21 protein-coding genes are annotated in these 23,725 nt (G+C 44.1%); 9 read left to right on the forward strand and 12 right to left on the reverse strand.

Annotated features, from left to right (window positions below; translation table 11 throughout):
• Positions 1–25: 25 nt before the first annotated feature.
• The 4 genes from MSG93_RS13940 to MSG93_RS13955 form a co-directional block, all read right to left on the reverse strand.
• Complete coding sequence (locus MSG93_RS13940) at positions 26–949, reverse strand: glyoxylate/hydroxypyruvate reductase A (RefSeq protein ID WP_324622242.1); 924 nt, start codon at positions 947–949, stop codon at positions 26–28.
• On the reverse strand, positions 946–1,701 hold the full coding sequence (locus MSG93_RS13945; protein WP_324622243.1) for a class II aldolase/adducin family protein: 756 nt from the start codon (positions 1,699–1,701) through the stop codon (positions 946–948). Before MSG93_RS13945 ends, MSG93_RS13940 begins: the two co-directional genes overlap by 4 nt.
• An 81-nt stretch (positions 1,702–1,782) precedes the next feature.
• Positions 1,783–2,571 carry a 2-(1,2-epoxy-1,2-dihydrophenyl)acetyl-CoA isomerase PaaG gene (gene paaG / locus MSG93_RS13950; RefSeq protein WP_324622245.1) on the reverse strand — a complete coding sequence of 263 codons (789 nt, stop codon included), beginning with the start codon at positions 2,569–2,571 and terminating at the stop codon, positions 1,783–1,785.
• Between the two features lie 44 nt (positions 2,572–2,615).
• Positions 2,616–4,418, reverse strand: coding sequence for an acyl-CoA dehydrogenase C-terminal domain-containing protein (locus MSG93_RS13955; RefSeq protein ID WP_324622246.1), 1,803 nt, complete (start codon positions 4,416–4,418; stop codon positions 2,616–2,618).
• Positions 4,419–4,742: 324 nt separating this feature from the next.
• Here MSG93_RS13955 and MSG93_RS13960 point away from each other — a divergent pair, with 324 nt between their 5' ends.
• Entirely contained in the window at positions 4,743–5,180 is a 438-nt protein-coding gene (locus tag MSG93_RS13960; RefSeq protein ID WP_005287063.1) for a PaaI family thioesterase, read from the forward strand.
• A gap of 15 nt (positions 5,181–5,195) precedes the next feature.
• Here the strand turns inward: MSG93_RS13960 and MSG93_RS13965 are convergent, their stop codons facing one another.
• Genes MSG93_RS13965 through MSG93_RS13990 form a run of 6 tightly spaced genes read right to left on the reverse strand, consistent with a single transcriptional unit; the run spans position 5,196 to position 11,651 of the window.
• Positions 5,196–6,413 carry an MFS transporter gene (locus MSG93_RS13965; protein ID WP_324622247.1) on the reverse strand — a complete coding sequence of 406 codons (1,218 nt, stop codon included), beginning with the start codon at positions 6,411–6,413 and terminating at the stop codon, positions 5,196–5,198.
• A 16-nt stretch (positions 6,414–6,429) separates the two neighbouring features.
• The gene (gene dcaP / locus MSG93_RS13970; RefSeq protein WP_009515877.1) at positions 6,430–7,746 is read right to left on the reverse strand and encodes an outer membrane trimeric porin-like protein DcaP; all 1,317 of its coding nucleotides are present in this window, start codon (positions 7,744–7,746) and stop codon (positions 6,430–6,432) included.
• 39 nt (positions 7,747–7,785) lie between these two features.
• Positions 7,786–8,439 carry a 3-oxoacid CoA-transferase subunit B gene (locus tag MSG93_RS13975; RefSeq protein WP_324622248.1) on the reverse strand — a complete coding sequence of 218 codons (654 nt, stop codon included), beginning with the start codon at positions 8,437–8,439 and terminating at the stop codon, positions 7,786–7,788.
• Complete coding sequence (locus tag MSG93_RS13980; RefSeq protein WP_324622249.1) at positions 8,439–9,107, reverse strand: 3-oxoacid CoA-transferase subunit A; 669 nt, start codon at positions 9,105–9,107, stop codon at positions 8,439–8,441. The genes MSG93_RS13975 and MSG93_RS13980 overlap by 1 nt, the downstream gene beginning before the upstream one ends.
• A gap of 47 nt (positions 9,108–9,154) precedes the next feature.
• Positions 9,155–10,438 (reverse strand): MFS transporter, encoded by a 1,284-nt coding sequence (locus MSG93_RS13985; RefSeq protein WP_324622250.1) that lies wholly within the window; start codon positions 10,436–10,438, stop codon positions 9,155–9,157.
• Between the two features lie 58 nt (positions 10,439–10,496).
• Positions 10,497–11,651: an acyl-CoA dehydrogenase family protein gene (locus tag MSG93_RS13990; RefSeq protein WP_324622251.1), complete on the reverse strand. Its 1,155-nt coding sequence runs from the start codon at positions 11,649–11,651 to the stop codon at positions 10,497–10,499.
• 315 nt (positions 11,652–11,966) lie between these two features.
• Between MSG93_RS13990 and MSG93_RS13995 the strand changes: the two genes are divergently transcribed.
• From MSG93_RS13995 to MSG93_RS14020, 6 genes are all read left to right on the forward strand, one after another.
• The gene (locus MSG93_RS13995; RefSeq protein ID WP_324622252.1) at positions 11,967–12,755 is read left to right on the forward strand and encodes an enoyl-CoA hydratase; all 789 of its coding nucleotides are present in this window, start codon (positions 11,967–11,969) and stop codon (positions 12,753–12,755) included.
• A 29-nt stretch (positions 12,756–12,784) separates the two neighbouring features.
• Complete coding sequence (locus tag MSG93_RS14000) at positions 12,785–13,546, forward strand: SDR family oxidoreductase (RefSeq protein ID WP_324622253.1); 762 nt, start codon at positions 12,785–12,787, stop codon at positions 13,544–13,546.
• A 61-nt stretch (positions 13,547–13,607) separates the two neighbouring features.
• Positions 13,608–15,131 (forward strand): 3-hydroxyacyl-CoA dehydrogenase, encoded by a 1,524-nt coding sequence (locus tag MSG93_RS14005; RefSeq protein WP_324622254.1) that lies wholly within the window; start codon positions 13,608–13,610, stop codon positions 15,129–15,131.
• A gap of 14 nt (positions 15,132–15,145) precedes the next feature.
• Positions 15,146–16,351 carry a 3-oxoadipyl-CoA thiolase gene (locus tag MSG93_RS14010; RefSeq protein ID WP_324622255.1) on the forward strand — a complete coding sequence of 402 codons (1,206 nt, stop codon included), beginning with the start codon at positions 15,146–15,148 and terminating at the stop codon, positions 16,349–16,351.
• Between the two features lie 107 nt (positions 16,352–16,458).
• Complete coding sequence (locus MSG93_RS14015; RefSeq protein ID WP_009515938.1) at positions 16,459–17,301, forward strand: IclR family transcriptional regulator; 843 nt, start codon at positions 16,459–16,461, stop codon at positions 17,299–17,301.
• A 69-nt stretch (positions 17,302–17,370) separates the two neighbouring features.
• Positions 17,371–18,546: an MFS transporter gene (locus MSG93_RS14020; protein WP_324622256.1), complete on the forward strand. Its 1,176-nt coding sequence runs from the start codon at positions 17,371–17,373 to the stop codon at positions 18,544–18,546.
• 25 nt (positions 18,547–18,571) lie between these two features.
• Here the strand turns inward: MSG93_RS14020 and MSG93_RS14025 are convergent, their stop codons facing one another.
• The gene (locus tag MSG93_RS14025) at positions 18,572–19,417 is read right to left on the reverse strand and encodes an IclR family transcriptional regulator (protein ID WP_005231232.1); all 846 of its coding nucleotides are present in this window, start codon (positions 19,415–19,417) and stop codon (positions 18,572–18,574) included.
• 162 nt (positions 19,418–19,579) lie between these two features.
• Positions 19,580–20,797: a CaiB/BaiF CoA-transferase family protein gene (locus MSG93_RS14030; RefSeq protein WP_324622257.1), complete on the reverse strand. Its 1,218-nt coding sequence runs from the start codon at positions 20,795–20,797 to the stop codon at positions 19,580–19,582.
• A gap of 328 nt (positions 20,798–21,125) precedes the next feature.
• Here MSG93_RS14030 and MSG93_RS14035 point away from each other — a divergent pair, with 328 nt between their 5' ends.
• Together MSG93_RS14035 and MSG93_RS14040 are read left to right on the forward strand one after the other, a co-directional pair.
• Positions 21,126–22,277 (forward strand): acyl-CoA dehydrogenase family protein, encoded by a 1,152-nt coding sequence (locus MSG93_RS14035; RefSeq protein WP_324622258.1) that lies wholly within the window; start codon positions 21,126–21,128, stop codon positions 22,275–22,277.
• A gap of 63 nt (positions 22,278–22,340) precedes the next feature.
• Positions 22,341–23,591 carry an MFS transporter gene (locus MSG93_RS14040; protein WP_324622259.1) on the forward strand — a complete coding sequence of 417 codons (1,251 nt, stop codon included), beginning with the start codon at positions 22,341–22,343 and terminating at the stop codon, positions 23,589–23,591.
• Positions 23,592–23,725 lie beyond the last annotated feature (134 nt).

The raw sequence follows: 23,725 nt of genomic DNA on the forward strand, positions 1-23,725 counted from the left end.
CCACACAAATAGCCGTTTCCCCGATTTAATAGCCTTTTAAGGTATCCACCTGATTGAACAAAGCTTGGCCCTGCATCACCCGTTGATCATTTTCCAAAATCTGATTCACCACAATTGACCAGGGTGCATGTGAAGCAACATGCGGCGTGATCACCACTTTTTCATGTTGCCAAAGTGGATGATGTTCAGCCAAGGGCTCTTTGGTAAAAACATCCAGAATCGCGCCACGTAAACGTCCAGAATCCAGATAATTTAATAAATCCTGCTCAACCAGATGCTGACCACGACCACAATTAATAATACAGGCCTGTTCAGGAAGCTGGTCAAATAAAGATTTTGATAAAATCCCCTGATTACTTTCCGTAAGTGGCAATAAATTAATCAGAATTTCCGCCTGTGCTAAAAACTGATGAAAATCTTCAGCACCGGCATAGCATGTGACCTGTGCGATCTGTTTAGGACTACGAGACCAGCCAGCAACCTGATAACCCAGTGCGGCAAACTGTTTCGCCATATAGGCGCCCATTTGCCCGAGGCCCATAATTCCGATTTTTACTTCAGCATGCGCTCGTTGCGGATATTGTCGCCAGCGTTGTTGCTGCTTTTGTGCAAAGGCCTGATCAAAGAACCGTTGATAATATAAAACACCCCATTGCAGATAATCGAACATCCCTTGTTGATGGAGCTGATCGACCACCCGACATACTTTATATTGTGACCCAATTCTTTGTAGATTCAGGTGTTCAACGCCAGCGGCCATTGAATGAATCAGTTTTAATTTAGGTAACTTCTCCAGATGATCCAGATCGGGAAACCATGAAACTGCCGTGGTGGCAAATTGAGCCTGCTCACTGTCTGCCAGACAGTACGAACCTGGTGGAGCATATTGTAAAAATGCATCTTCAAGCCATTTTTGAACCTTGGGCACCGTGGTTGCAATTACAATCATGTACAGTATTCCTCACGCTGCTGTTCAATTAAAGACAAGGCGGCGTTCCAGGCATTTAGAATAATTTTTTCAACACCGTTAGATTCGAACTGCTGGGTTGTATGTTCACACACTGCTTCGGAAGGAAAATGCAATTGCGCCCCACCCGCAAGCGCCTTGATCTGGGCCTGACATGCTCGCTCTAAAAAATAAATTTCATGAAAAGCACGCTGCACACTATCCCCTGTTGCCAGCAGGCCATGATTTCTTAAAATCATGACACGATGATTGCCCAGATCCTGAACCAGCCGTACTCTTTCCTCAGTCGATAGTGCGACACCTTCATACTGGTGATAACTGACTTTTTTATAAAATTTCAGTGCGTGTTGTGAGATGGGCAACAAACCCTGCTGCTGTGCTGAAACTGCAATTCCATCGGCAGTGTGGGTATGAATGACACAGTGAATATCTTCACGCGCAGCATGCAATGCGGAATGGATGACAAAACCGGCGACATTGACTGTTTTACCTTGATCATAATCTTCTACGATATTGCCTGCACCATCAATTTTCACCAGATCCGAGGCTTTCATTTTTTCAAATGGAATGCCATAGTGATTAATCAGAAAATGCCCCTTCTCATCAGGTACACGCAGACTAATATGGGTATCGATCAGATCCGTCATCCGATAATAGGCAATCAATCGATATAAAGCCGCTAACTGACAACGCGCGTCCCATTCGGTTGTCGAAACCATGTCTTTTAAACTCATGTTATCTCCCTATTTAAGTGCTTCCGATAGCAAATACTCTTTTTCATTTTTAGATGTAAAGGCCATGCATAGTCAATGCATCTAGTTAAAGTCAGGTTTCCTCTTTTGCATAAATGCGGCCACACCTTCTTTATAATTGTCTGATTGTCCTGCGATACGCTGAAATTCGCGCTCCAGTTGCAACTGCTCAGCAAGCGTGTTGTCTGCAGCATGATTTAACGCTTTTTTTATCAATGCAATTGAACTACCGGGACGTTCGGCCAACTGTTCAGCCAATGCGGTGACATTTGCTTCGAACAGCTCATCTTCATAGACCTCCCAGATTAACCCCCAATCCAGGGCTTGCTTGGCAGAAAGCTTTTCTCCCAGCATGGTCAGCCCTTTGGCACGGGCCAAACCGACCAGTTGCGGTAAATTCCATGTTCCCCCCGCATCAGGGATCAGGCCAACCTTGCAAAAAGACTGTATAAAGACAGCAGACTGTTTAGCCACCACCAAATCACAGGCCAATGCCAGATTGGCACCTGCGCCGGCAGCGACGCCATTTACCGCAGCAATGACGGGTTTGGTCATGTCTGTAATTTTAAGTACCAGCGGATTATAGAGTTTTTCTAAAGCTGCGCCTGCATCATAATCCGGCGCAGCAATAACATCCATCCCCCGTGATCTTAGATCCTGTCCAGCACAAAAACCTTTGCCTGCGCCAGAGATGACTACCACTTTGATTTCCTTGGAAACTGCCCACAGATCTAAGGCTGCTGCAATTTCACGATGCATGTGTTCATTGAAACTATTCAGCACTTCTGGACGATTCAGCGTCAAATAACCGACCCGATTGTGTTGACGAAGCAAAATATGTTCAAATTCCATTTCTGTTTAGACTCCTAAATAAATCCAGACCGTTCCACACAGACTTAGAATGCAAAAGCCGCTGCATCCAGTTCCATCACAGCCTCAGCTCCAGATGCAATAGCAGCGGCATGTGCTTGGGTACGATGTAATAATTTCTGAAAGAAGAACTTGGCTGTCGTGAGTTTGGCCTGATAGAACTTTTCTTCTGTCGTTCCTGCAAGCAACTGTTCTTGAGCAACCTGAGCCATCCGTGCCCAAAGATAGGCAAAGACCACATAGCTGGAAAAATAGAGATAATCGACCGAAGCCGCACCAATTTCTTCTGGGTTTTGCTTGGCTTTTTGTGCAATATCGCGGGTCAGCGATAACCATTGCTGCTTCAGTTCAGTGAGTTTTTCCCCGTAAACTGACAGGGTTGTATTGGACTGATGCTCAATAATCCACTGCTCAATTAAATCGGTCATGTTTTTTAACAGTTTGCCTTCGGACTTCAATACTTTCCGTGCCAGTAAATCTAAAGACTGGATTTCAGTAGTGCCTTCATACAAGGTAGATATCCTTGCATCACGCACAATCTGCTCCATGCCATGCTCAACAATAAATCCATGCCCGCCAAAGATCTGCATGCCATGCTTGGCAGACTCATTTCCCGATTCAGTCAGGAAAGCCTTGGCAATAGGCGTTAGCAAGGCCAGTAAATGATCTGATTTTTCACACTGCTCCGGGTCATTGGAACTTTCCACAATATCGACATGCTGCGCCAGAAAATAAGCCAACGCCCTCCCTCCTTCAGAGAAAGCTTTTTGGGTCATTAACATGCTGCGAACAGCAGGATGGACAATAATTGGATCTGCATTTTGATCCGGGCATTTTGCACCCGCTAAAGAACGCATGGCCAAACGATCTTTGGCGTAGGCTAAAGCACCCTGGAAAGAAATCTCGGATGCAGCCAGTCCTTGCACAGCCGTGCCAATGCGGGCGGTATTCATAAAGGTAAACATACAGTTTAGCCCACGGTTTTCAGGGCCAATCAGATAACCTTTTGCAGCATCAAAATTTAAAACGCAGGTGGCATTGCCATGAATTCCCATCTTATGTTCAATCGCGCTACATATCACATTGTTTCGGCCTTGTAGATTTCCCTGATCATCAACATTCATTTTAGGCACAATAAACAGCGAAATTCCTTTGGTACCCGCAGGCGCATCCGGTAAACGTGCCAACACAATATGGATAATATTTTCAGAAAGATCATGTTCCCCTGCAGAAATAAAAATCTTTTCCCCCGTGATGGCATAACTTCCATCTGGATTGGGTAGCGCTTTCGTCCGGATTAGCCCCAGGTCAGACCCTGCATGCGACTCTGTCAAACACATGGTGCCGGTCCAGACACCTGTGATTAACTTGGTTAAAAATAGCTGTTTCTGCTGTTCAGTGCCGTGATGCTCAATGGTGCGCATCGCGCCATGGGATAAACCCGGATACATCGCCCACGCCCAGTTCGAGCCACACAACATTTCTGAAATCGCGATACGCAGCAGTGTCGGTAAACCTTGACCGCCATATTCAGGATCGGCTGTGAGTGAAGTAAAACCGAGTTCCACATATTTATCATAAGCTTCTTTAAAGCCTTTCGGGGTGGTGACTACCCCTTGGTTTAAATGACAACCTTCCTGATCGCCATTTTGATTCATCGGTGCCAACTCATTTTCACAAAAATCTGCTGCAGCCTCTAAATATTGATCCACCAGTTCACGACTAACGACATCCTGATATTTAGATAATTTTTGGTAGTTTTGTTCGGTTTGAAGCAATTCATGCAGCACAAATTGCATATCGCGTTGAGGAGCTTTGTATAAAGGCATGGTTTTTTCCTTATCTATCTTTCACCAAGATGCAATCAAGCGATAATCCTGAATGAACTTTTCTTATTCCTGACTTTAAAAATATCAAATAAATTTCTTATTGCAAAATTTATTTTCATTTTAATAGCTTTAATTTTGTAAAACCACTTCCAGATTCACATTAAAAAAATCGTAAGACACTGTATAAATATAAAAATATAAATCTAAAATGCATTTCCATAAAAAATAAAGCTGAAAATAAAATTTTGCTTTACGAAATTATATTCCGTAAAAAATTAAATTATAGTATGTTGATGAGATTGCTTAGACTTGCAAGGATGATTTATGGATAACCCGAAATACACTGGTCTTGAATTTTTAACTGCTTTAAAAAATGGTGAGGTCTCTGCTTCTCCCATGGCTCACACCATTCCCATGGAACTGGTCGAAGTCTCAAAAGGAAAAGCGACTTATAAAGTGACCCCTGGACAGCAACATCGAAATATACAGGGTGGTGTGCATGGCGGCTTTTGTGCAACAGCGCTGGATACTGTCACCGGGAGTGCAGCACATACCTTACTTGAACATGGCGTTGGCTATGGAACCATTGATTTAAATGTAAAAATGATTCGTCCTATGCAAGTTGATAGTATTTATTACGCGCAGGCCGAATTGATTAATGCCGGACGAAATATCATTACGACTGAAGGTAGAATTGTCGATGAGAATGGAAAAGTGTATGCATTTGCTGCTGCGACTTTAATGATTATTCGCAAGGCCTAGAAAGAAAGCGCCTCTTTATGAGGCTTGCTTCTCCAGCTCAGCATTCTTTACTGCACGAAAATCCAGACGATCAATCATAAAACTGATCACAGCCATGCTAAGCCCCAAAGCTACACAGGCCGGCCATCCCCAATGTTTCCATGCATACACAGCAATGAAGGAACCTAATGCTGCGCCACCAAAATACAGGGTCATATAAATCGAGTTAATACGGGAACGTGCTTCTGCGGAAATCCGGTACACCAGATTTTGATTTAAAACATGAAAGGCAGACAAACCAAAGTAAGCCAGAATAACCCCGATGGCATAGGCAAATAATGACTGCTGGGCAAAATACAGCGGTATCCATGCGATTATCAGTAACCACATACAAATAAGTGCGACCCGATTTTCCCCACCTGCTGCAATCTGCTTTCCCGCCCACGGCGTTGCAAAAACACCTGCCAGTCCAACGATACCAAAAAGACCAATCTGGAAATCGTTAAAGTGATACGGTTCATTCGCCAAAATAAAAGTCATCGTGGTAAAAATCAGTGCCAAAATACCGAAGCCAATTCCGCCCGCCAGACCACGACGGAGTAAATGGGGTTGATGTGTCGCCAAAGAAAATAAAGAACGATAAATTTGTAGAACCGTTAATTGATGGGATTTTCGGGCATCGGGTAACTTTAACCACATCACTACTGCAAACGCTAAAATCAACAAACCACTTAATAAATAGACGGCATGCCACGACCAGATTGTAGATAGTAACCCTGCAACCGATCTGGCCAGTAAAATCCCCAGAAATAAACCGCTCATTAAGGTCCCTACAATTTGCGGACTTTTTTCAGGTCTCGCCAATCCTGAGGCAAATGGGACCAGCACCTGTGTTGCGATCGAAAAGAAGGTCGCTAAAAAGGTGAAACCATACAGTACTGGCAAGGACTGGCTAAACGACAAGCCCACTTGGGCAAATCCGGTGCAGCACATCAACACACAGATATAGCGCCGCTTTTCAAAAAAATCCCCAAGCGGAACCAGAATAAAAAGACCAACTGCATAAGACAGTTGGCCAATGACGATGGTAAACGCTACCTGCTCTGCATTCACCTGCAAGGCTTGAGCAATTGAATAAATCAGAGGCTGGTTATAATAGTTCGACCCTGCACAAAGGCCACATGTCACTGCCATGATGAAAATAAAACTTTTTGACAATATCGTGTCTGTGTCGGGCCGAACCATTTTTTCCATTTAGCCTGTCCTATTTTTAAAACTTGTACATGGATACAAAGTTAAGACGCGATACATCCGCTGTTCTGCCATCAAATACTTCACGTTTGCCCTGATGATATTCGAGCCCGATATCAATTTGCTCGGCTGGTGAGTAAAAGATATTGGCAGCATAATCGGTTAAACGTTTATTCGCATCCTGATTCAGCTTGGCATATTCAGTATTGTCATCATATTCAAATAAAGAAGCAGATAGATTGCTACGCCACTGATCATTGAATTTATACGAATAACCAATATTAAAGCTATGCAGTTTATTCATCAGCAAATCGGTTTTATCCTGATCTAAAGAGAAATCACCTGCCGCATTCAATGCAGTTGCATTTGCCAAACCACTTTGCGTGGTATAAGGCATGAACTTCTGATCCCCTACAATATATTGATAATTCGCCTGAACAGATTGTTGCGGATCAAATTGGTATTTTAATCCTGTTCCAGCGCCCCAACTGACTTTCTTGACCGTATCTTTGGCTACATCGACTGATTTTTCGTTCACGAAACCTTGCGCCAATGCAGTCAGAGGGCCTTGCTTAAAGGTATATCGCCCCGTCAATGAAGGAAAAGCGGAAACCCGTGACCCGGTATGCTCCAAAGCAACTTTCAGGTCGTGATTCTGATCAATTTTCCAGTCATAACGCACTTGCGGCGTACGGGTATATGACGTCCCCATAAACTGAGTATAGTCCACGGACTCGGTTCGGGTTTCCATATTGGACATCAATGACCAGGTTTGACCAAAGGTCCAGTCTTTATAGGTAAAATAGGCATGGCGAATACGGAACTTGCCATCTCCCGTTCCCATATTGGAACTGTCAAAGAAATCAGCTTCGACATTGCCTGTGACCGCCTTGTCCGGACTATTGAAATATACTCCCAGTCGGCTGGCATTAATACTTGCATCGGAACGGGAATGATTCGCGCGTTTATCATTTTCAAATGGAGTCCGATAAATACTGCTGGTGGTTCTTCCGCCGGAATCGGGTGAGGATTTAAAATCAACTGCGGCATCCAGCCGGGCGATTCCATACACCTTTACATTATCGGTCCAGGTCACCCATGACGGTGCAATCGGCTTTGCCGTCTCGGCAGTGATATTTTTTTCTACATTTTCTTCAATTTTTGCCTGTTTAACCTGCAAATTATTTTGCGTCTGCTTTTGTGCTTGCAGCTCTGCCTTTAATTTTTGCAATTCGGTTTCTAACAGATTGATCCTTTGTTCTGTCGTGGTTGCCGTATTGGCAAAAATAGTCCCTGAAGCGACAGCACATGCTGTCGCTAAAATGAGTTTTTTCATCTTTTAATCCTTTAAGATAGTTGTTTCCGTGTGCTTCAGTTAAGCCACTCGCGCATCAATCAATGGACAGGCTGTCAGCGCCTGTAATTGTTCAAAACTTAAACCTGATACCATTTCCTTGACATAGGCTTGCTGATCTTTGAGCTCAATAATGCATAAATCGGTGTAAATACGGTCGACACATTGCTCGCCAGTGATGGGATATGTGAGTGCTTCAACAATTTTTGCCTCACCTTTTTTAGTCACATGTTCCATATACACATAAATACTTTTAGCGCCCACAGCCAAATCCATTGCCCCACCTACAGCAGGTACATCATCAGCTTTGCCGGTGTGCCAGTTGGCTAAATCCCCATTGACCGCAACCTGAAAGGCACCAATGACACAAATATCCAGATGCCCGCCACGCATGATGTCGAACGAATCACCATGATGCATAAAACAGCCACCCTGCAGTAAGGTCACCAACTCCTTGCCAGCATTGACCAGATCCTCATCTTCTTCGCCAGGTTGTGGAGGTGGCCCAAAAGCCAAAACACCATTTTCAGAATGCAGGAATATCTCCTTATCCTTAGGCAGATACTTGGCGACATTGGTGGGAAGGCCAATGCCCAGATTGACATATGCACCTTCAGGAATATCCTGTGCAATCAACATGGCAATCTCTTCACGAGAGCGTTTTTGAACTGACATTAGATATCTCCTACTTTCACAACATGTTGTACAAAGATTCCTGGGGTAATAATACACTCGGGATCGAGTGTTCCTATCTCAACCGTATCGTTAACCTGAACAATGGTGGTTTTTGCAGCCTTGGCCATAATCGGCCCAAAGTTTCGTGCCGCCTTGCGATAAGTTAAATTGCCCCAACGATCGGCTTTGTCGGCATAAATTAGGGCAAAATCAGCATCAATCGGATATTCAAGCACATAGTTTTTCCCATTAATGCTGCGGGTTTCTTTGCCTTCAGCAATTTTGGTTCCATAACCTGTCGGGGTAAAAACTGCCCCTAAACCCGCACCTGCGGCCTGGATACGGCATGCCAGATTGCCTTGGGGTACCAGTTCCAACTCGATTTTTCCTGCGCGATACAAGTCCTGGAATACTGTTGAACCTGCTGACTTTGGAAATGAGCTGATCATCTTCTTTACACATCCGGCGATGATCAATTTTGTTAATCCCCGATCACCGGAAGCGGCATTGTTATTGACAATGGTCAGCTCTTTTTTTCCCAGATCAATTAAGGCTTCGATGAGCTCTGCAGGTTGACCTGTAACCCCAAAACCACTGGTCATGATGGTTGCACCATCTGGAATTGCGTTTAAAATCGGTTCGATATTCGCTGTGATTTTATTTATCATCTCACGTATCCTTTTTCATCCTTCAATTGAAGTAACAGCGCAAGCCATCACTCTGCTTTTTGCGGGTTAAATAGTCGGTCTTTAATAAATAACAATGGAATTACGCCGCAGATAAAGTAAGCACCCGCCATCACTAATAGACCTAAACCAATCGAGCCATTTTGAGATAGAAAACCAATTGTTAATGGAGAGAAAATAGAAAGTACTTTACCAATGTTATAAGCGCCACCCACTGCCGAGCCCCGAATAGAGGTCGGGAAACTTTCTGTCATATAGGTGGCATTAATTGCGTAAGGAATACCGTAAAGGAAACCGAAGAACAGCATCATCCATAAAATATTCGTTGGTGTATTTAAGTAGACAATGACTGGAATAAATAAGGCTGTACCAATGGTTCCAAAAGCAAATACAGCGCGACGTCCTAATTTATCGGCAACAATCCCTGCAATTACTTTGGCAAACATCATAATCAGGAAAGTACCGACCATATACATGGCCATTTCTTTAAACTTGATGCCAAGATCAGACTCTAAATAAGCCGGTAACCAGTTACTTACGCCGTAATAACCGAACTGCAATGCACCTGTACTAATAATCCAAAGTACAAACATGGTGCCGTGTTTCTTATCTCTTAAAATTTCAAGATATGGGTTTTGACGTTTTTTAGGTAGGTTACTTTGAGCGACTTCTAGCGCTTTTAATTGACGTGCTTTTTTCCAAGACTCAGGTTCAGGTACACAAAAGTGCATTAAAACTGACAACACCACAGGCGTAATTGCAATCCAATAAAGGAAGCGCCAGCCATGTTCAGGAATAATATGACCCGCTAATAAAGTCGCTAACAAAGAACCTAAGGTATAACCCGTCATGAGAGTAGCCAAAACAGTCGAGCGATGTTTGGTTGGCACCATTTCTGACATTAAAATATTACAGGCAATATAGAGCGCACCTAAGCCCATCGCCCCGAAAGTTCTTAAAACTGCAAATTGCAGATAAGAATCAGTAAAACCCAGCGCACTAGTTAAAACTGAAGAATAAGCAATAAAGAATACAATGATGCGGACCCGACCAAAGCGGTCACAGGCCCAACCACCAATCAGGCCACCAATTGCTGAACCTAAAAGTGTTAAACTGCCTAATGTTCCAGCTTGTACACCCGTTAAATGAAATTCTGTTTTAAGACTGGTCAGGCTCAATGCCAAAAAACCTAAATCTGCCCCGTCACATAACAATGTTAAAAAAGCGAATATAAATGCGGTAATCCAAATCTTTTTAGGTGTTTGAATCGCTTCCCCGCGATCAATTTTTTGTGTAGCTGTATCTGTTGTCATGTCCATATCCTCAGCAAGAATATGAGGCATCCCCTGCCTCATGGCACTTGATTTTTTATTAGGTCGTCGCTTCCCGAATCATGTTTTTTGCAATAATTAATTGTTGAACCTGCGTTGTTCCTTCATATAAACGGAACAGGCGTACATCGCGGTAAAAACGCTCAATTGCATATTCACTGATATAACCCGCACCTCCATGAATCTGTACACAGCGATCAGCCACGCGCCCACACATTTCAGTGGCGAACATTTTTGCGCAAGACGCTTCTGTACTAATATTTTCACCTTGGTCACGGCGGCGAGCCGCATCCAGCACCATACATTTGGCTGCATAAATCTCGGCTTTTGAGTCGGCCAACATGGCTTGGATTAACTGAAAACTGGCAATCGGTTGACCGAACTGCTTACGTTCGATGGCATATCGTAGTGCATCGTCCAGCATACGTTCTGCCACACCCACACTGTACGCGCCAATATGTAGTCGACCTTTGTCCAGAACTTTCATGGCGGTCTTAAAACCAACGCCTTCGACGCCACCAATCAGTGCAGTGGCAGGTACACGACAATTTTCAAAAATCACATCACAGGTATGAGAACCCTTTTGCCCCATTTTCTGATCGATTTTGCCCAGACTAATACCTGGTGTATTTGCTTCAACCAAAAAAGCAGAAATACCACTAGCACCTTTAATGTCAAGATTGGTGCGGGCCATAACGGTAAACGTCGCCGCATGGGGTGCATTGGTAATAAAACGTTTGGTGCCATTTAGAATATAAAAGTCACCGTCTTTGACTGCACTGGTTTTTAAAGAGGCAGCATCTGAACCGGCTTCAGGTTCAGTCAGACAAAATGAACCAATAATTTCACCGCTGGCATAGCGTGGCAGATACTTTTGTTTCTGCTCTTCTGTACCATCAATCAGAATCGCGCTAGAACCAATGCCATTATTGGTCCCAATCAAGGAACGAAATGCAGGTGAGGTTTGTCCAAGTTCAAATGCAACATTGACCTCCTCTTCCATGGTGATTCCTAAGCCGCCATATTCCTCCGGAATGGTGAGTCCGAATAAACCCAACTCACGCATTTGCTGGACAATGTCATCAGGAATCTTGTCCTGCTCAGCAACTTCATGCTCACGCGGAATCAACTCATTTTTTACAAAGTCGCGAATTGTTGTAAGCAACTGCTGCAACATCCCTTCATCACGGATCATCTGTGATCTCCCTTTTTATGTACTTACATCGTATTCCTCAGAGCTACTTCCCATCTGATTGCAGAGACGATGTTTTAAATCTTGTTTACTGTGGATGTGTTTCATAGTACGAGAATAAAAACCTAAATTTCAAGTTTTTTTGAAAATTAATTTCGTTAAACGAAATTTAAAAATCAACCAATACTAAATATCAAATACTTATGTGAATAAAACCCTAAAACACAGCGGAGAAAAATAAAAAATGCTTGAAATAAATTTCAAAATAAGCATGATTAAAACAATATAGTTTTGATCTGCGAAACAAGGAATTCAAAAATGAGCGAAATAACAGGGAATAATTTCATTGAGCTTGATTATTCCACTCCGCAAGTGGCGATTGTCAAAATTAACCGTCCCGATGCCAAAAATGCACTGAATACAGAAGTCCGCAAGCAACTGGCTCAGGCGTTCACCGAGTTAAGTTTCAATGATGATATTCATGCCATTGTGCTGACAGGGGGTGAAGAAGTGTTTGCAGCGGGAGCAGATCTCAAAGAAATGGCAATAGCCACATCAACTGAAATGTTACTTCGCCATACCGAGCGCTACTGGAATGCAATTGCCCAATGTCCGAAAGCTGTCATTGCTGCGGTAAATGGTTATGCCCTTGGTGGTGGCTGTGAACTGGCAATGCATGCTGACATTATTATCGCTGGTAAAGGCGCAACCTTTGGTCAACCTGAAATTAAAGTCGGCTTAATGCCAGGTGCTGGTGGTACCCAACGTTTATTTCGCGCTGTAGGGAAATTTCATGCCATGCGCATGATCATGACAGGTGCAATGGTCAAGGCAGAAGAAGCTTATTGCATAGGCCTGGTTTCACAAGTCACTGAAGATGACCAAACCATTGCAACTGCGATTCAAATGGCGCAAAGCCTAGCCAAAATGCCGCCTATTGCCCTGCAACAAATTAAAGAAGTTGCGCTGATGAGCGAAGACGTTCCGCTGAATGCCGGACTGGCACTCGAACGTAAATCATTCCAGCTCTTATTTTCGACTGAAGATAAAAACGAGGGTATTCAAGCCTTTATTGAAAAACGAAAACCGTCTTATCAAGGTAAATAATTTAAAACGATAATCACAAAGGAATGATAATGAGCAGAAAAGTATTGATTAGTGCAGGTGGTTCCGGGATTGGACGATGCATTGCCGAAGCATTTTTAAATAATCATGATGAAGTTTTCGTTTGTGATATTAGTACTAAAAGCCTAGAACAGTTTCAACAAGACTATCCAAAACTGCATATACATAGCTGTGATTTGGCTGATCAAAAACAAATTAAACTGATGTTTAGCGAAGCAGTTCAAAAACTTGGTGGAATTGATATTTTAGTCAACAACACGGGCATCTCAGGCCCGACTGTTGGCGCAGATGAGCTAAGTTTTGAAGACTGGAATCAGGTCATTCACCTGAATCTGAACAGTACTTTTTTAATTACCCAGTCAGCCATTCCCTATTTAAAAAAAGCACAGGCAGGCGTAATTATTAATATGTCGTCAATTGCTGGCCGCTTAGGCTATCCATACCGCTTGGCCTATTCAACCTCAAAATGGGGGCTGATCGGTTTTACCAAAACCCTGTCCATGGAACTTGGCTCTGACAATATTCGGGTCAACGCCATTCTTCCGGGTGCGGTCGATGGTGATCGGGTTCAGCGTGTATTACAGGCCCGTGCCGATATAGCCCATACCTCACTTGAAGAAGTGACTCAAAACGCACTGAAAAATCAGTCACTCAAATACTTTGTCAATCCAAAACATATTGCAGATTTATGCCTGTTTCTGGCCTCAGATAGCGGACGTTCAATTTCAGGCCAAATCTTACCGATTGATGGTGATAAACAATGCCTAAGCTAAATCACCCAACCCTATTTTTCCGTTTAATTTCAAATATAGATTAATCATCAGGATGATCGACATGACTTATGATATTAAAAGCATGGCTGTGATTGGTGTCGGGATTATGGGCAGCGGAATTGCCCAAATTGCTGCCCAGTCAGGCCATATCACTTATCTATACGACACCAAAGCAGGTGCAGCTGAACAGGCAAAAGATAAACTGGCAGCAACTTTCCAGAAGCTGGTGGATAAGAATAAAATTACAACTGAACAGGCGGCTGCAGCAAACAAGAACTTAGTTGTTGCGCATCAACTGGAAGATTTAAAAGACTGTGACCTGATTGTAGAAGCGATTATTGAACGTCTGGATATCAAACAAAGTTTGATGCAGCAGCTTGAAGCAGTGGTTTCTGAACACACCATTTTAGCATCCAACACCTCCTCTCTTTCGATTACTGCAATTGCCGCGAACTGTAATAAACCTGAACGTGTGGCCGGTTTTCATTTCTTTAATCCCGTTCCGCTCATGAAAGTGGTTGAAGTCATTCAAGGCTTGAAAACCGATCCGGCGATTATTCAAGCATTAATTGAACTGTCTCGCGCATTTGGTCATCGTCCTGTCGTGGCCAAGGATACGCCTGGATTTATCATTAACCATGCTGGTCGCGCTTATGGCACGGAAGCACTTAAAATTTTAAATGAAAATGTTTGTGACATCAGTGAAATTGACCGTATTTTACGCGATGGTGTCGGTTTTAGAATGGGACCATTCGAACTGATGGATCTCACAGGACTGGATGTTTCCCATCCGGTCATGGAGTCGATTTATCATCAATATTATGAAGAAGCCCGCTATAAACCCAATCCACTGACCAAACAAATGCTGGAAGCAAAACAGCTTGGACGTAAGGTCAAGCAAGGTTTTTATAATTATGCAACGGGTGAAAAAACAGGTGAACAACCTGCCCAGTTTGTAGAGCGTTTAGCACAATACCCTAAAGTTTGGATTGCAGCCGATTTTCCTGAAGATAAAAAACAGCTCGAAGCTTATTTAACCCAGCAAAATATCGACATAGACACCAACTCCGAACCTCAAACAGATAGCTTATGTTTACTCGCTTGTTATGGGGAAGATACAACTCAAGCAGCTATACGCTTAAGGGTTAACCCTGAACAGGCGATTGCGATAGACATGCTTTATGGTATTGCCAAGCACCGTACTTTAATGCCATCACTGATTACCAAACCTGAATACCGTCAGGCAGCTCACTCTATTTTCAATCTGGATGGCGGGATGGTCAGCATGATTGCTGAAAGTATCGGCTTTGTTGCACAACGTGTTTTAGCAATGGTCATTAATTTAGGCTGCGATATTGCCCAGCAAAATATTGCAACGGTAGATGACATTAATGCCGCGGTACGTCTTGGCTTAGGCTATCCATTTGGCCCAATTGAATGGGGTGATCAAGTCGGCAGCCAAAAAATCTTACTTATTTTGAACCGTATAACAGCACTTACGCATGACCCGCGTTACCGCCCTAGTCCGTGGTTACAGCGTCGTGTCGCACTTCATTTACCTCTTACTTTTACTTATGAGTCTTGAAAAGGAATTTCTCCATGTTAAATGCCTACATCTATGATGGTTTACGTAGTCCCTTTGGCCGTCATGCCGGTGAACTTGCCTCCATTCGTCCTGATGATTTAGCCGCAACAGTCATTCAAAAGTTGCTAGAAAAAACTGCTGTGCCGGGTGCTGATATTGAAGATGTGATTTTAGGTGATACCAATCAGGCGGGTGAAGATAGCCGTAATGTGGCGAGGAATGCGTTATTACTTGCGGGATTACCTGTCACTGTGCCGGGCCAGACAGTCAACCGCTTATGTGCCAGTGGTCTGGGTGCCGTAATCGACTCGGCACGTGCCATTACCTGTGGTGAAGGCGATCTGTATATCGCAGGTGGTGTAGAAAGTATGTCACGTGCACCTTTTGTCATGGGCAAAGCGGAAAGTGCTTATAGCCGTGATGCTAAACTTTATGACACTACCATTGGCTCACGCTTTCCCAATAAAAAGATTATTGCCCAGTACGGCGGTCATTCAATGCCAGAAACTGGTGATAACGTTGCGGCTGAGTTTGGTATCAGTCGTGAGCAAGCAGACTTATTTGCAGCTCAATCACAAGCCAAATATCAAAAAGCCAAAGAAGAAGGTTTCTTTGCCGATGAAATTACGCCGATTGAGGTATTTCAGGGTAAAAAATTACCGCCTAAACTGGTTTCAGAAGATGAGCATCCTCGCCCAAGCTCTACGGTTGAAGCCCTTACCAAACTAAAACCACTGTTTGAAGGTGGCGTAGTGACTGCGGGTAATGCATCAGGGATTAATGATGGTGCAGCAGCCCTCTTGATTGGTTCAGAAGCAGCAGGTCAAAAATATGGCCTAAAACCAATGGCAAAAATCTTGTCAGCAGCAGCAGCCGGGATTGAGCCACGCATTATGGGTGCAGGCCCGATCGAAGCGATTAAAAAAGCAGTTGCGCGTGCTGGCCTGACTTTAGATGACATGGATATTATTGAAATTAATGAAGCCTTTGCTTCACAGGTTTTATCCTGTCTAAAAGGCTTGAATGTTGATTTTAATGATTCACGTGTCAATCCGAATGGTGGCGCCATTGCAATCGGACATCCACTCGGTGCTTCTGGCGCCCGACTTGCCTTAACAGTTTCACGTGAACTGATACGCCGTAACAAGAAATATGCTGTGGTCAGCCTATGTATAGGGGTTGGTCAAGGGTTGGCCATGGTGATTGAAAACGTCTCATAATCATGTCATTGACACTCCATTCATCACAACGACACAGTGATGAATGGATTTATTTTGCAGAGCGAAATATAATGGCAAGCTATTGCTTTATTATATTTGAGGATCGAATGTCTCAGAAATCAGAAACTGAACAACCCATAAATTTTGATGAGATACGCCTAGATCCGATTTCACATATTCATCGGGAAAATAATCCGCAATTTATCGCCTCTTTGGCACGCGGTTTGGAACTGTTACGCTGTTTTTCGGTCAACAATCAAGTGCTGGGCAATCAGGAACTGGCCAAGATGACCGGTTTACCCAAACCCACCATTGCCCGTATTACCAATACTTTGGTGTCCTTGGGTTATTTGAAACAATTGCCGGGCTCAACCAAATATACACTGGATATTGGGGTTTTATCTCTCGGTTATGCCGCCCTGTCCAATATCTCCATCCGTAATATTGCGCATCAATATATGGAAGAGATGAGTCAGTATGTTCAAGCACCTGTGGCCATGGCCACACGTGACCGCCTGAATATGGTGTATATCGATGTGGTCCAGACCGAAACCGCATTAAATATGCGTCGCCCGATCGGATCAACCTTACCACTGCACAGTAGTTCGATGGGACGGGCTTGTTTAGCCGCAACTCCTGAACGTGAACGTAATTTTTTACTTGATGCGCTTAAACAGAAAAATCCTGAAAACTGGCCTGCAATCAAACGTTCTCTGGAACGGGCATTCCGTGATTATCAGGATTATGGCTACTGCCTGTCTCTAGGTGAATGGCATAAAGAAGTGAACTCGGTCGCTGTGCCTCTGGTCAGCTCGAAACACGGTCTTTATGTGTTTAACTGCGGCGCCCCAAGTTTCCATTTAAATCCGGAAAAACTCGAAGGTGAAATTGGGCCACGTTTAATCCATATGGTGCATAACATTCAAGATGCCTTGAGTGAAACGCATTAATACAGCCAGATTGAGCGATGCCTGATCATGGTTGAGGATTAAAATGCCAATTTCATTGTGACAATAGACATGATGAAAAATGCACTCTATACCCCGACCATCATCCTGATGGCAATTGCAGCAGGTATCTGTACCGGCGGCAATTACTTTAGCCAGCCCTTAATTCATTCGATTGGCCTGAGCATGAATCTGGATGAAACCACCACGGCCTGGGTACCCACACTGGCGCAGATCACCTATGCCTGTGGTTTGCTTTTCCTGATGCCCTTAGGCGATATTCTGGAAAAACGTAAACTGCTGTTTAGCTTCATGTTACTGGCAGCATTCGGACTGATTCTCAGTGGTTTTGCCGCTAATATTTATCTTTTAATCTTGGGAACCATCATTACCGGCCTGTTCTCCAGTTCGGCACAGCTGTTATTACCTCTTGCCGCCAGTCTGGTTCCGATCCAGCAGAGCGGACGTGTAGTGGGCTTCCTGCTCAGTGGTCTGATGATGGGGGTTTTACTGGCGCGTTCCCTTTCCGGGCTGATGTCCACCCTGTTTGACTGGCATGTGATTTATCTGCTGAGTGGATTTCTGTTACTGACCATTGCCATTATCCTGTACCGTAATATCGGATTGTTTCCCCCAACCAAATCCGAGAACTATCTTTCCAGCATACGTTCACTACCACAGATTTTTCTCAATAGTCCTCGCCTTAGAACACGCACCTATATCGGGGGCTGTACTTTTGCCTGTGTCAGCCTGATTTTTACCACCATGTCCCTGCTGTTGGCGCCTGCGCCCTATTTTTTTAGTGATTTTAGTATTGGTTTATTTGGGTTCGTCGGTATTCTGGGAACTTTTATTGCCAATTTTTCAGGCAAGTTTATTGATCAGGGCTATATCCATAAAATTTCGGTTTATTGTGGTCTTGGCCTGATTTTAAGCTGGCTGTTCTTTCTCCTGCTTCCCTATCATTTTCTCTTTTATATCCTTGGCTTACTTCTGCTCTACGCTGCATTATCGGCAGTCCATGTCACCAACCAGAGTATTGTATTCAAGCTGAATCAGGAATTACGTTCACGCTTTAATGCGCTGTATATGACGGGGTATTTTGCAGGTGGAGCGCTCGGCACTACGGCTGGAAGCTATGCCTGGAAACATTTTGGCTGGACAGGCGTTTGTATTCTGGGACTTGTTTTTGCGGTTTTATGTTTATTTTTCTGTATTCGGGATGCCAAAAGCCAGCATACTGAATGATGCTGGCTTTTTAAAACGATAAGACTTAACTAATCTCGGTACGGATATTATTCACCATATGTAATAAACGCGGTGCAATATCTTCCTCAAGTTTTTCACGGTTCATAATAAAGCTTGGCCCACCACAGTTAAACACCAGCAAACCATGCTGTTCATGAACCAAGGGCACAGCGACCGAGTTGACATCCTTATGCCATTCACCTACGGAAAAACAATAGCCAAAGTCCTGATAATCCTTAAAGGCCTTATCCAGATCACGGTTAATCTTGATCCAGTCCTCTTTATGCTTGCTACGAATCGCATCCAGCAAAAACTCCCGTTCATCTTCTGGCATGGCAGCCAGACAGGCACGTCCCATGGAGCTCAGATGAATGGGTAAGTAGGTCCCCACCTGACGGCGCATGGTCATATTGCCTTTGCCCTGTACCACATCCAGATAGATCATATTCAGGCGATCACGTGTAGCCATGGCAACTGCGGCACCGGCATAGTCCGCCAGATTTTTCATATAGGGATGTGCAATTGAGCGGATCGACACATTGGACAGCATGGAATAACCAAAAGCTAAGACCCCAACCGAGAGCTGGAATTTACTTGAATTTGGAACCTGCTTGATATAGCCCAAACGCGATAAGGTATGGGTTAAACGGGTAATGGTTGGCTTGGGTAAACCCGTCATCTGCGCCAGTTCCTGATTGCCCAGATGTTGATGCTTGGGGGTAAAGCAACGTAGCAGCTCTAAACCGCGGGCTAAAGCCGTGATAAATTGACGGTCATTTTCATCCTGCATGTCTTCAATCGGATGCAATAGTTCATGCCTTAAAGGCGCTAATAATTTTTCTGTCTGTTCTGCATCTACGGCATCATTCATGATTCTACCAATCTACTTCTTTATTTCGCACTGCGAAAATTATAATCTATTTTTTCTATAATAAACAGTGAAAAGCATTTTCTGCTTTATCTGGGCAAGCAAAATAATAGTCACCTATAGCCCATGCCAAAATATAGATGCATTTTGACATGGGTGCATGTTTTATCCAACAATTCCTTTCAGCTTGAGTTGCTGCAGTTTTTCCGGTGAAAGTATCCGGCTGAGAATCGTATCGGTATGTTGCCCCAATAAAGGCGGTGCAGTTTTATACTCGACTGGCGTTCTTGAAAGTTTAATCGGCGATCCAATCACGGTCAGCTTTTCGCGTTGTGGATGCTGCATCTCAACCAGCATTTCCCTTGCCTGCACCTGTGGTTCCTGAAAAGCCTGCTCCAGATTATTGATCACACCCACCGGAACTTTGGCGGCATGAATGGCAGCAACCCAATCATCTGCACTCTTGCTTAAAAAATGCTTGGATAAAATTCCGATGATTTCCTCACGATAGCGGATACGGTCGGCATTGCGTCGAAACCGGGGATCATTCGGTAAATTAGCTAAACCGATACTGCTACATAACTGAATAAACTGGGTATCATTGCCACAGGCAATAATAAACTCCCGATCAGCAGCTTTAAACACTTGATAAGGCACGATATTGGCGTGTGCATTACCATAACGCTTGGGGATATTTCCTGAGGAAAGATAATTCATGCCCTGATTGGCCATGGTGGCAATTTGCACGTCAAGCAGCGCCATATCAATATATTGTCCCAAACCTGTCTCATGGCGGTTAAGCAACGCAGCCTGAATGGCAATGGTTGAATAAAGCCCGGTCGCCAGATCCGAAAATGCCACCCCGACTTTTTGCGGACCGCCACCCGGCAAATCATCCTTTTCACCAGTGATGGACATTAACCCGCCCATGCCCTGGATAATAAAATCATAACCAGGCTCTTCTGCACGCGGGCCATTTTGCCCAAAACCGGTAATTGAACAGTAAACCAGACCAGGATTGATTGCAGATAAAGCGGCATAATCCAGACCATATTTTTTTAGCGAACCCGCCTTATAGTTTTCAATGACAACATCGCTATCCTGAACTAAAGCCTTGATCAGCTCCTGCCCTTCAGGACTGGCAATATCAATCGCCACCGAGAGCTTGTTCCGGTTGGTCGACTGATAATAAGCCGCCTCTTGCGTGTCTTGTCCTGAATTATCCTTCATCCAGGGTGGTCCCCAAGATCGGGTATCATCTCCAAGCTTTGGCCGTTCTACCTTGATTACTTCTGCACCCAGATCAGCAAGTATCTGGCCACACCACGGTCCAGCCAGCACCCGACTCAAATCAAGTACACGAATTCCATTTAAAGCACCCATGTTTATCCCTTCAATTTACAGCACATTTCCCAGATGAAAACTTATTTAACAAAGTTTCGCATAGCGATATATATTTTTAATATACAAACAAGATTTATAAAAATCAAACCCTAATTTTCCATTAAAAAATATGATTAATTTCCAATAAATATAGATGAAGTAAATCAACAGATTAGAAAAAACAAAATATAATTAACATATCGCATTGCGAAATTTATTTTCAAAATATGTTGTTTTGCGGCTTTTCTTTGATTACTATCACATCAATATTGATGATTTTACGAACACCGTATGGCTGTTTTTAGCTGTATGTACAAAGGATATGACTATGATTCGTGATCAGGAAACGCTGAACCAGCTGGTGGATATGATTCGGCAGTTTGTTGAAGGTGTTTTAATTCCTCATGAGAATGAAGTCGCTGAAACAGATGAGATTCCTGAAGATATCGTTGAGCAAATGAAAGCTCTCGGATTATTCGGTTTAACCATTCCAGAACAATACGACGGACTTGGGCTGACCATGGAAGAAGAAGTCTATATCGCCTTCGAACTTGGTCGTACCTCGCCTGCCTTTCGTTCTCTTATTGGAACGAATAATGGCATTGGTTCTAGTGGACTCATTATTGATGGGACTGAAGCACAAAAATCTTCTTTCTTACCCCGTTTAGCACGCGGTGAAGTGATCGGCTCTTTTTGCTTGACCGAACCGGAGGCCGGCTCGGATGCTGCCGCCCTAAAAACAACTGCAGTCAAACACGGCGATTGCTATGTTTTAAATGGAACCAAACGCTTTATTACCAATGCACCGCATGCAGGTGTATTTACAGTGATGGCGCGAACCAGTCCGGATGTTAAAGGTGCAGGTGGTATTTCGGCCTTTATCGTGGACAGCAGCACCCCGGGGATTTCTCTCGGTAAACGCGATAAAAAGATGGGACAAAAAGGTGCACATACCTGTGATGTGATTTTTGAAAATTGTCGCGTACCCGCTTCGGCATTGATTGGTGGGATCGAAGGGGTCGGTTTTAAAACGGCGATGAAAGTTCTGGATAAAGGCCGACTGCATATTGCAGCGCTCAGTGTCGGGGCAGCAACACGGATGCTGGATGATGCATTGAATTACGCGATTGAGCGTAAACAGTTTGGTCAGCCGATTGCCGAATTTCAACTGATTCAAGCCATGCTGGCTGACTCTAAAGCCGAAATCTATGCAGCCCGATGTATGGTGCTGGATGCAGCACGCTTACGCGATCACGGGCAAAACGTCAGTACAGAAGCCTCTTGCGCCAAAATGTTTGCCACTGAAATGTGCGGTCGCGTGGCGGATCGTTGTGTACAGATTCATGGCGGCGCCGGCTACATCAGTGAGTATGCCATCGAACGCTTTTACCGCGATGTACGCCTGTTCCGTTTATATGAAGGTACCACGCAAATTCAACAAATGATTATTGCCCGAAACATGATCCGGGCGGCGTCTTAATCAACTCCCCAGCACTTTAAACGACTTAAGGTGCTTTAAAAAATCAAATGTAGGTAATGGATTATGGCTACACACGACAACTCACTCGTTTCCGCTGTACAGGCCCGCACCTGGAAAATTGCTTTTATTTTTGCCTTTCTGGCTCTACTGGTCGATGGCGCCGATCTGATGCTACTGTCTTATAGCTTAAACAGTATCAAGGCAGAGTTTGGCTTAAGCTCGGTTCAGGCCGGGATGCTGGGTAGTTTTACCTTAGCAGGTATGGCGATTGGCGGGATTTTTGGCGGCTGGGCATGTGATAAATTCGGACGCGTCCGCATCGTTGTGATTTCTATTCTCACCTTTTCGCTATTAACGTGTGGCTTGGGTTTTACCCAAAGCTTTATGCAATTCGGAATTTTAAGATTCTTTGCTTCACTTGGTCTGGGTTCACTTTATATTGCCTGTAATACCCTCATGGCAGAATATGTTCCCACCCGTTATCGTACCACTGTACTCGGCACCTTACAGGCTGGCTGGACTGTGGGATATATTGTGGCAACGCTTTTGGCTGGCTGGATTATTCCTGATCATGGCTGGCGTATGCTGTTTTATGTCGCGATTGTCCCGGTCATGATTGCCGTATTGATGCATCTGCTTGTGCCAGAACCTGAAGCATGGCAGCAGTCCCGTTTAAAACAGTCAAATGCCCCAGCAAATACCGAAAAAGCTTCTGCCTTCAAACTGATCTTTCAAGATAAACGCAATCGGAACATGTTTATTCTGTGGGCTTTAACCGCAGGTTTCCTCCAGTTCGGTTATTACGGCGTAAATAACTGGATGCCGTCATATCTGGAAAGTGAACTGGGCATGAAGTTTAAGGAAATGACCACGTATATGGTCGGCACCTATACTGCCATGATTCTGGGTAAAGTACTGGCAGGTATGATGGCAGATAAACTGGGACGCCGTTTTACCTACGCCTTTGGTGCAATTGGCACTGCGATTTTTCTCCCCCTGATTGTGTTTTATAACTCTCCAGACAATATTCTGTTTTTACTGGTCACATTCGGCTTCTTATATGGCATCCCATACGGCGTAAATGCAACCTATATGACAGAGAGTTTTGCTACTGCTATCCGTGGTACCGCGATTGGTGGTGCGTACAATGTCGGTCGTTTAGGTGCCGCAATTGCGCCAGCAACCATCGGCTTTTTAGCCTCTGGCGGTTCGATCGGTTTGGGTTTTGTGGTCATGGGTGCAGCCTACCTGATCTGTGGTGTGATTCCGGCACTGTTTATCAAGGAAAAACAATATGATCCACAGAACTCTTAAGAGGATACGACTGAACATCATGGGGTAGCGTTACGCGATGATGGCTTGAATATACTGATCTGTTCAATGTATTCATGCAGGAGAATTTATGTTCTTCTTACCCAAAAGCTTAGGGTATTGAGCACTCTAAGATT

It is taken from the genome of Acinetobacter sp. IK40, from assembly GCF_035615075.1.
Classification (GTDB): domain Bacteria; phylum Pseudomonadota; class Gammaproteobacteria; order Pseudomonadales; family Moraxellaceae; genus Acinetobacter; species Acinetobacter courvalinii.